General features: G+C 60.2%; 11 protein-coding genes and 1 pseudogene. 10 read left to right on the top strand and 2 right to left on the bottom strand.

Annotated features, from left to right (window positions below; all coding sequences use genetic code 11):
- Nucleotides 1-129 (top strand): annotated as a pseudogene (locus PMI29_RS31895) (peptide ABC transporter substrate-binding protein); the annotation flags it as partial.
- A gap of 277 nt (nt 130-406) precedes the next feature.
- Nucleotides 407-778 (top strand): hypothetical protein, encoded by a 372-nt coding sequence (locus PMI29_RS24500; RefSeq protein WP_007994761.1) that lies wholly within the window; start codon nt 407-409, stop codon nt 776-778.
- An 8-nt stretch (nt 779-786) separates the two neighbouring features.
- On the opposite strand, the gene PMI29_RS24495 is transcribed toward PMI29_RS24500, so the two are convergent.
- Together PMI29_RS24495 and PMI29_RS24490 are read right to left on the bottom strand one after the other, a co-directional pair.
- Nucleotides 787-975: a hypothetical protein gene (locus PMI29_RS24495; RefSeq protein WP_007983579.1), complete on the bottom strand. Its 189-nt coding sequence runs from the start codon at nt 973-975 to the stop codon at nt 787-789.
- Nucleotides 976-1,157: 182 nt separating this feature from the next.
- Complete coding sequence (locus PMI29_RS24490; protein WP_007994762.1) at nt 1,158-2,084, bottom strand: LysR family transcriptional regulator; 927 nt, start codon at nt 2,082-2,084, stop codon at nt 1,158-1,160.
- A gap of 117 nt (nt 2,085-2,201) precedes the next feature.
- On the opposite strand from PMI29_RS24490, the gene PMI29_RS24485 reads away from it, so the two are divergent.
- From PMI29_RS24485 to PMI29_RS24450, 8 genes are all read left to right on the top strand, one after another.
- The gene (locus PMI29_RS24485; RefSeq protein ID WP_007994764.1) at nt 2,202-3,197 is read left to right on the top strand and encodes an aldo/keto reductase; all 996 of its coding nucleotides are present in this window, start codon (nt 2,202-2,204) and stop codon (nt 3,195-3,197) included.
- A 198-nt stretch (nt 3,198-3,395) separates the two neighbouring features.
- Nucleotides 3,396-3,842 (top strand): DUF411 domain-containing protein, encoded by a 447-nt coding sequence (locus tag PMI29_RS24480; RefSeq protein WP_007994766.1) that lies wholly within the window; start codon nt 3,396-3,398, stop codon nt 3,840-3,842.
- Nucleotides 3,842-4,276, top strand: coding sequence for a YqaA family protein (locus tag PMI29_RS24475; protein WP_007994767.1), 435 nt, complete (start codon nt 3,842-3,844; stop codon nt 4,274-4,276). The genes PMI29_RS24480 and PMI29_RS24475 overlap by 1 nt, the downstream gene beginning before the upstream one ends.
- An 85-nt stretch (nt 4,277-4,361) precedes the next feature.
- Nucleotides 4,362-5,387 carry an alpha/beta fold hydrolase gene (locus PMI29_RS24470; RefSeq protein WP_007994769.1) on the top strand — a complete coding sequence of 342 codons (1,026 nt, stop codon included), beginning with the start codon at nt 4,362-4,364 and terminating at the stop codon, nt 5,385-5,387.
- Nucleotides 5,388-5,400: 13 nt separating this feature from the next.
- Nucleotides 5,401-6,354 (top strand): D-2-hydroxyacid dehydrogenase family protein, encoded by a 954-nt coding sequence (locus PMI29_RS24465; RefSeq protein WP_007994771.1) that lies wholly within the window; start codon nt 5,401-5,403, stop codon nt 6,352-6,354.
- Nucleotides 6,355-6,553: 199 nt separating this feature from the next.
- The gene (locus PMI29_RS24460; RefSeq protein ID WP_007994772.1) at nt 6,554-7,096 is read left to right on the top strand and encodes a tetratricopeptide repeat protein; all 543 of its coding nucleotides are present in this window, start codon (nt 6,554-6,556) and stop codon (nt 7,094-7,096) included.
- Nucleotides 7,097-7,162: 66 nt separating this feature from the next.
- Entirely contained in the window at nt 7,163-7,645 is a 483-nt protein-coding gene (locus PMI29_RS24455) for a sigma-70 family RNA polymerase sigma factor (protein ID WP_050548063.1), read from the top strand.
- Nucleotides 7,645-8,265 (top strand): hypothetical protein (locus PMI29_RS24450; protein WP_007994775.1); only part of this gene is annotated, 621 nt, incomplete at its 3' end. The genes PMI29_RS24455 and PMI29_RS24450, both read left to right, overlap by 1 nt.

Raw genomic sequence — 8,265 nt, forward strand, 5'->3', positions numbered from 1 at the left:
ATCTACAACATCAAGGAGATCAACGGCCTGGTGAAGTCCCTGCCGCGGGTCCTGCCGGTCTACCTGACCCGCAATCAGAACGGCAATTTTGTGGTCAACGCGATTCCGCAAAAATCCCCGAAAGGTTGAAAAGGCCGCCACCCTTTCGGGAGGCGACCTTCAGTGCTCATGCAAATCTCCACTTCTTTACTGCGCGGGCACCTTTGCATCCTGCTGACTGATCGTCTGTACCTGATAGTTCGGGTCATTTAGGGTTTTACTGCACGACTGCGCGAGGACTCACGGGTTGATCACACGATGGCGACAAATTTTCTACATTTGAGCCTTCATGATTTGGGGAGCTCATACGTCTAGTCACGTAAGAGCGCCCACTTTTCCTGATCAGGCTCTGAAAAGGAGTTTTGCAATGTACAACTCGCAACTGCCAACGGACGGTAGCAATGCGCCAAAGGGTACTTCCAAGGGAGTCGACGTATTCGAGCCGCGTACCGATCGCCACGGCAACGAGCGCATCAGAGTCCTGCTCAAAAGTTTTGGTCTGCGAACCAGCCTGATCCGCCTGAAAGTCATCGATGCCCTGCTGACCGCCGCCGAAAGCGACCGCAGCCTGGGTGTGCGTGGCGTACACAGCCAATTGCTGGACCTGGATGTTCCTCTGTCCTTTCTCAGCGTGCGTGAAGTGCTAAAACGCTTGTGCAGCGAAGGCGTGATTGTCCTCAACCCCGACAAAAGCTACAGCCTGCATCCACAGGCCGCTGCCATCCTGCGCAACCAATGATCGAATGATCAGGGCTTGACCTTGCGGCGCATCACACCATTGACGACCACCACGATCACCGCCACGCCGATGGCGATGTACTGGAACATTTTTTCGCTGATGACGCCGGTGTTCTGCAACCAGGAAAGGCCAAACATGATCCCCAGCACTACCAGGGAGATCAGAATCGAGTATTTCAAACGTTGCGACTGAGTCATTGCGGGTTCCTGAATCTGAAAATGTATCCGGTTTGTATCGATACGCATGCCAGGCGCTTACCCTGTTTCGGGGGATAAGCCGCTACAAGCGGGGTCTCATGTTACAGCCGATGAAGAGTTTTAGCTTCATTGCGGCGATAACCATAGTGGACCGGGTTACTTCCAACATCGTTGATAGCTGCTCAACGTCCTGAATCCTTTCTGTAAAAGTCATTGCCGGGCTGGGCACACAGCTCCACCAGCCAATCGACAAACACACGCACCCGCCGGGACAACTGGCGGTGCGGCGGATAAAGCGCCGTCATCGGCATGCCCGGTGGCGGCACCTCCCTCAGCACTTCACACAAACGCCCTTCCTCCAGTTGCCGGGCGACGTGATAGTACGGCGTCTGCACCAGACCATATCCCGCCTCGCACGCCGCCAGATAGCCATCGGCACTGTTGACCGCCACCTGCTTGGGCAGGTCGACCGGGCGTACCTGGCCATCCACGACAAACTCCAGCCCATAGCGTTTTGCGCTGCTGCTGGAGAAATACTCGACGACCTGATGCCCGCGCAGGTCATCCAGGGTCGTTGGCGTTCCATGTCGCTGCAGATAGTCGGGACTGGCACAGGTCACCTGATCCATCATCACCAGCGGCCGCGCCACCAGCGAATCATCCAGCGCAGCGCCACCGCGCAACACACAATCGACACCTTCGCGAATCAGGTCTACCGGCCGGTCATTCAAGCCGATTTCCAGCTCGATCAATGGATAGCGGGCGGTGAATTGCGGCAGCGCCGGAATCACCACCAGGCGCCCTACTCCCGCCGGCATGTCCACGCGCAGCAGCCCCTTGGGATTGTGGCGGGCAGCACTGAACACCGCTTCGGTCTCCTCCAGATCCGCCAACAAGCGCACGCAACGCGGGTAATAGGCCGCACCGTCGAGCGTCAGGCTGATCTGCCGCGTGGTGCGTTGCAGCAGTTGCACCCCCAGATGCGCCTCCAGTTGCTTGATCAGAATGGTCACCGAAGCCCGGGGCAATTGCAGGCTGTCGGCAGCCCTGGCAAAGCCGCCGAGCTCGACGATTCGGGTAAAGACGCGCATGGCGTTGAAACGGTCCATTACTGGCTCCACCGACTGATTGTTTAGAATTAACGAATAGTGATAGCTGTTTTAGCCGGTTTATCTTGTTTCTGTCGAGGTGAACAATGGCGATTCACTTCACAAGGAGCTGATTTCATGCACACACGTCAATTGGGAAAGAACGGTCCACAGGTGTCGGCCATCGGCCTGGGCTGCATGGGCATGACCGACTTCTACACCACCGGCACCGACACCCGCGAAGCCACGGCCACCCTGCATCGCGCCCTTGAGCTGGGCGTCACCCTGCTCGATACCGCCGATATGTACGGCCCGCACACCAATGAAGAGCTGATCGGCAAGGCCATTGCCGGCAAGCGCGATCAGGTGTTCCTGGCCAGCAAGTTCGGGATCGTTCGCGACCCGGCCAACCCCACCGCCCGAGGCGTCAACGGTCGACCGGAATACATTCGCCAGTCCATCGACGGCAGCCTGAAGCGCCTGGGGGTGGACACCCTCGACCTGTACTACCAACACCGAATCGACCCGCAGGTGGCCATCGAGGAAACCGTAGGCGCCATGGCCGAACTGGTCAGTGCCGGCAAGGTGCGTTATCTGGGATTGAGCGAAGCCTCGGCGGCGACCCTGGAACGAGCGCACAAGGTTCATCCGATCAGTGCGCTGCAAAGCGAATATTCGTTGTGGAGCCGTGATCAGGAAGAAAACGGTTGCCTGGCAGCCTGCCAGCGCCTGGGCGTCGCCTTTGTTCCTTATAGCCCGTTGGGCCGAGGGTTTCTGACCGGCGCATTGAAAAGTCCGGATGATTTCGCGGCAGACGATTACCGCCGTTTCAGCCCGCGCTTCCAGGGCGAAAACTTCGCGAAAAACCTGCTGCTGGTGCAACAGGTACAAGCGCTGGCGGCAGAGAAAGGCGTGACGGCGGGCCAACTGGCGCTGGCGTGGGTGCTGGCCCAGGGTGATTACCTGATACCGATTCCGGGCACCAAGCAACGCAAGTACCTGGAAGAAAACGTGGCCGCACTGCAGGTGACGTTGAGCGCCGAAGAGCTGCACGCGCTGGAGGCGGTCTTTGGGGCGAATGCCACCGCTGGCCTGCGTTATCCGGAAGAGGTCATGAAGCTGCTCGACCGATAAGCGTCACCCTTGAGCGTCGCCGGCGGCGCTCAAGGTCCGACCTGACAATTTTGTAATGCATCCCTCATCTACCTGTCAGCGTTGATCTACGATGATCAAGCTGCCGAGCTTTGTAGTACTTCGAAACACTCCATGAATACCTGACCCGGAAAAATGGTCAGAATGCGTTTTTTTTGCCCGTTAGCCGAGACGAATCCCATGCGAAACCCTCTGCGTCTGATCGCCCTGAGCGCCCTGTTCATTTCCTCCCTGGCCCAGGCTGCCGACCTCGTTCCGATCGAGGTTCATCGCGACGCCAATTGTGGTTGCTGCAAAAAATGGATCAGCCATCTTGAAGCCAATGGTTTCAAGGTCGAAGACCACGTCGAAGCCGACATGAGTGAGTTCAAGCAACGGCACGGCGTGCCGCCGCGTCTGGCTTCGTGCCACACCGCGCTGATCAACGGCAAATTCGTTGAAGGTCATGTCCCGGCCGACCAGGTCCTGGCCTTGAGCAAGCGCAATGATCTGCTGGGCGTCGCTGCGCCCGGCATGCCCATGGGTTCGCCCGGCATGGAGATGGACGGCATGAGCGATGCCTATCAGGTCATCGGTCTGAAAAAGGACGGCACTGACGTGGTGGTTGCGGACTACCCAGCCCATTGATGTCCGGCGCGTACTTCGGACTGTTTTTCGCGGCATTCGGTGCCGCCACGCTGCTGCCGTTGCAATCCGAAGCCGTGCTGGTCGGACTGCTGCTCAGTGATCGGTATGGGCTCTGGGCTCTGTTGGCGGTGGCAACGTTCGGCAACGTTCTGGGGTCGCTGCTTAACTGGTGGCTGGGGCGTGGGATCGAGCGGTTCCGCGACCGACGCTGGTTTCCGGTGAGCCCCCTGCACCTGGAAAAAGCCCGGCTGCACTACCAACGCTACGGCCATTGGTCATTGCTGCTCAGTTGGCTGCCGGTGATCGGTGATCCGCTGACACTGGTCGCCGGGGTCATGCGCGAGCCATTGGGGCGCTTCCTGCTGATCGTCACCCTGGCCAAAGGAGCGCGCTATGGCGTACTGGCCGTGGCGACGCTGGGCTGGGTGGGTTGAACCACCGAAGGCGGCGATTGCCTGTGTTTAACGTCGCCCTAATCGACTCGATCCAGCATCGGCGGACTTTCTATGGAGTTCTCCCATGTCACGCACTTTCCCCCGCTGGTTGCCCGGCCTGTTGTTGACCGCCGCCCTGCCCGTCATCGCCCACGCCGAAGGACCGGCGTACGGCCCTGAACTGCAAGGATTCGACTATCCATACACACTCAAGCACTTCGCCTTCGAATCCCAGGGCCAAGCCCTGCAAATGGGTTACATGGACGTCGCTGCCCATGGCAAGGCCAACGGTCGCAGCGTGGTGCTGATGCATGGCAAGAACTTCTGCGGCGCCACCTGGGACGGCTCGATCAAAGCCCTCAGCGACGCCGGTTACCGGGTCATCGCCCCGGACCAGATCGGTTTCTGCACTTCAAGCAAACCGGCGCACTACCAGTACACATTCCAGCAACTGGCGACGAACACCCAGCAATTGCTCAAGGCATTGGGCATTCAGAAAGCCACCCTGCTGGGGCACTCCACCGGTGGCATGCTCGCCACCCGCTATGCCTTGCAATACCCCGAACAGGTCGAGCAACTGGCACTGGTTAACCCCATCGGCCTGGAAGACTGGAAAGCCCTCGGTGTGCCCTATCGCACGGTTGATCAATGGTACGAACGCGAACTCAAACTCAGCGCCGACAGTATCCGCAACTACGAACGCACCACCTATTACGGCGGCCGCTGGAAACCCGAATTCGATCGCTGGGTCGACATGCTCGCCGGCCTGAACAAAGGCCCGGGACATACGCAAGTCGCATGGAACTCGGCGCTGATTTACGACATGATCTTCACTCAACCGGTGTACTACGAATTCAAAGACCTGAAAGTACCGACCCTGCTGTTGATCGGTACGTCCGACACCACCGCCATCGGCAGTGACATCGCCACCCCCGAGGTCAAGGCGAAGATCGGTCACTACGACGTCCTCGGCAAACAAGTGGCCAGGCTGATTCCCCAGTCCACGCTGGTCGAATTCCCTGGCATGGGCCACGCGCCACAGATGGAAGAACCGGAAGAATTCCACCAGGCTTTGCTTGCCTGGCTGAACAAGTCCCACCCCGTGCGTTGAAGAGGAAAGGCTGATGCCGGTGCAGATTGCAGTGATCGATGATTGGCAGGATGTGGCGCGGGATGTAGTGGACTGGTCGGCGCTGGACAGCCTCGGCCAGGTGAGTTTTCTCCATGACTACCCCGCCGACAACCCGTCCCTGGCCGCGCGCCTGGCCGGGTTTGAGGTGATCTGCGTGATGCGCGAGCGCACCCGTTTCGACGAAGACCTGCTGCGCCGCCTGCCAAAACTCAAACTGTTGGTGACCGGCGGCATGCGCAACGCGGCCCTGGACCTGAAAGCCGCCACCGCGCTGGGTATTCAGGTCTGCGGCACCGACAGCTACAAACACGCCGCGCCGGAGCTGACCTGGGCGTTGATCATGGCCGCGACCCGTAACCTGGTGGTCGAAGCCAATGCCTTGCGTGCCGGCCAGTGGCAACAAGGCCTGGGCGGCGACTTGCATGGCAAGACGCTGGCCATCCTGGGTCTGGGCAGCATCGGCCAGAGAGTCGCGCAGTTCGGTCAGGTGTTCGGCATGCGCGTCATCGCCTGGAGTGAAAACCTCACGGCCGAACGTGCGGCGCAGGTCGGTGTGACCTATGTCAGCAAGCAGCAACTGTTCGAACAGGCCGACGTGCTGTCGGTGCACCTGGTGCTCAGCGAGCGCAGTCGGGGCCTGGTGGACGCAGAGGCCCTTGGCTGGATGAAGCCCACGGCTTTACTGGTGAACACCGCGCGTGGACCGATCGTCGATGAAACGGCGCTGATCAAGGCGCTGCAGAAACAACGACTGGCCGGTGCCGCCCTGGACGTCTTCGAACATGAGCCGCTGCCCGCCCACCATCCGTTCCGGACCCTGGACAATGTGCTGGCAACCCCCCATGTCGGGTACGTGAGCCAACAGAACTACCAGCTGTTTTTCTCGCAAATGATCGAGGGCATACAGGCTTGGGCGGCAGGAGCTCCAATTCGTCTGCTAGGTTGAACGAAAATCCCATGTGGGAGCGGGCTTGCTCGCTCCCACAGGGATCTTCAGCGCACACAAAACCATGCCCGTTCGCTATCGGCCGCCAGAACGTAACGAATAATTGTTCATGCTGCGGTGTTCTCATCACATCAACCTTGCACTGCGCCTGGCAGGGCGCGACCTGATCCGAACCCCATGAACCTATGGAGCAAAGCCCATGAATATTCGTTTTGCCGTTCTGATGACCCCGCTGTTGCTGACCGTTGCGTTATCCGGGTCCCTCGCCCTGGCCAACGGTGGTGGCGGCGGTGACGACATGCCCACCAGGCCCAGCTGCCCGAAAGGTCAGGTACTGGATACCAGATCGAATCGCTGCGTCAGGCAGACCAGCAACCTGGTGCCGGACGAAGACCGCACCAACTATGCCTATCAACTGGCCAAGGTCGGGCGTTATGAGGAAGCCCTGGCCCTGCTCGACACGCTGAAACAGCCAAATACGGCAAAAGCGCTGAACTATCGCGGCTACGCAACGCGTAAACTTGGACGCACCGACGAAGGCATCGGCTATTACCTGCAATCGGTGAAACTCGACCCGCAGTACGCGCAAGTCCGCGAATACCTCGGCGAGGCCTATGTAGTCAAAGGCCGGCTGGATCTCGCGCAGGAGCAACTGCAGCAGATCAAATCCATCTGCGGCAACACCCAGTGCGAGGAGTACCAGGACCTGGCCGAAGCCATCAACGGTTCATCAAAAACCTGACAACCCGAGCGGACGGAGGTCGCCATCGCCAGCGATCAGGCAATACGAACAGAACTGAACCAGCATCTGGCGCGTTTATGGCGCTACGGCCTGTTGCTGTCCCGGCAACGGCATATCGCCGATGACCTGGTGCAGGCCACCTGCGTGCGGGCGCTGGAACGGGCCGGGCAATACGTGCCGGGGACGCGGATGGACCGCTGGCTGCTGAGCATTCTGCATTCGATCTGGCTCAACGAAGTCCGTGCCCGGCGGGTGCGTCAAGGTCAGGGCTGCGTGGACGCCGATGAGGCCTTGTCGTTCGATGGTGAATCCGTGGCACAGACCCACGTATTGGCAGCGCAGGTCATCCGCCGCGTCGATGCGTTGCCCGAGACCCAGCGCGAAACGGTGTTTCTCGCCTACGTCGAAGGCTTGTCCTACCGCGAAGTCGCCGAAGTGCTGCAAGTGCCCATTGGCACGGTAATGAGTCGCCTGGCCGCCGCACGAGCGAAACTGGCCGAATATCCGCCGTTGCACGCGGTGCCCAACCCCTACCGAGGAGAACATTGATGAACGCGATACCCTCGGACGAACAACTGGTGGCTTACCTCGACAATCAACTCGATACCGAGCAGCGCTCGCGCATCGACGCGGCCATCATTGCCGATCCGATGCTCGGCCTGCGCCTGCAATGGCTGAATCGCAGCAGCCTGCCGTTCAAGGACGCCTACGATGAACTGGCCCGACAGGCACCGGTGGATCGCCTGCAAGCCATGCTCGCCACGCTGCCCTCACCCGCCCGCCCCGGCCTTAGCCGACGCTGGTTCCTTGCCGCAGCGGCCGGGATGTTGGCTGGCGGCGTGCTGGCGGACCGTTTATTCCTCGGCTGGCAAGCGAGTCGGCAGACACACAACTGGCGCGGCCTGGTGGCCGATTACATGGCACTCTACGTGCCGGAAACCCTGGATCATCTACCCAGTGATGAAGCCGCGCAACGGGCACAACTGCGGACCATCGATGCGCGCCTGGGCCTCGACCTCGCTCCGGCAAAACTGAGCCTGCCCCGTGCCGAGTTCAAGCGTGCGCAAATCCTCGAGTACGACGGCGCGCCCATTGCCCAGATCACCTACCTCGACCCGGCCCACGGCCCCATGGCGCTGTGCGTCACCCGCTCCAACAGCGGCAGGCGC

Source organism: Pseudomonas sp. GM49 (genome assembly GCF_000282355.1).
Taxonomy (GTDB): Bacteria; Pseudomonadota; Gammaproteobacteria; order Pseudomonadales; family Pseudomonadaceae; genus Aquipseudomonas.

Bases quoted from the DNA above. Each gene is read 5' to 3' on its own strand.
- PMI29_RS24500 (WP_007994761.1), top strand. From the start codon at position 407: ATGTACAACTCGCAACTGCCAACGGACGGTAGCAATGCGCCAAAGGGT.
- PMI29_RS24495 (WP_007983579.1), bottom strand. From the start codon at position 975: ATGACTCAGTCGCAACGTTTGAAATACTCGATTCTGATCTCCCTGGTA.
- PMI29_RS24490 (WP_007994762.1), bottom strand. From the start codon at position 2,084: ATGGACCGTTTCAACGCCATGCGCGTCTTTACCCGAATCGTCGAGCTC.
- PMI29_RS24485 (WP_007994764.1), top strand. From the start codon at position 2,202: ATGCACACACGTCAATTGGGAAAGAACGGTCCACAGGTGTCGGCCATC.
- PMI29_RS24480 (WP_007994766.1), top strand. From the start codon at position 3,396: ATGCGAAACCCTCTGCGTCTGATCGCCCTGAGCGCCCTGTTCATTTCC.
- PMI29_RS24475 (WP_007994767.1), top strand. From the start codon at position 3,842: ATGTCCGGCGCGTACTTCGGACTGTTTTTCGCGGCATTCGGTGCCGCC.
- PMI29_RS24470 (WP_007994769.1), top strand. From the start codon at position 4,362: ATGTCACGCACTTTCCCCCGCTGGTTGCCCGGCCTGTTGTTGACCGCC.
- PMI29_RS24465 (WP_007994771.1), top strand. From the start codon at position 5,401: ATGCCGGTGCAGATTGCAGTGATCGATGATTGGCAGGATGTGGCGCGG.
- PMI29_RS24460 (WP_007994772.1), top strand. From the start codon at position 6,554: ATGAATATTCGTTTTGCCGTTCTGATGACCCCGCTGTTGCTGACCGTT.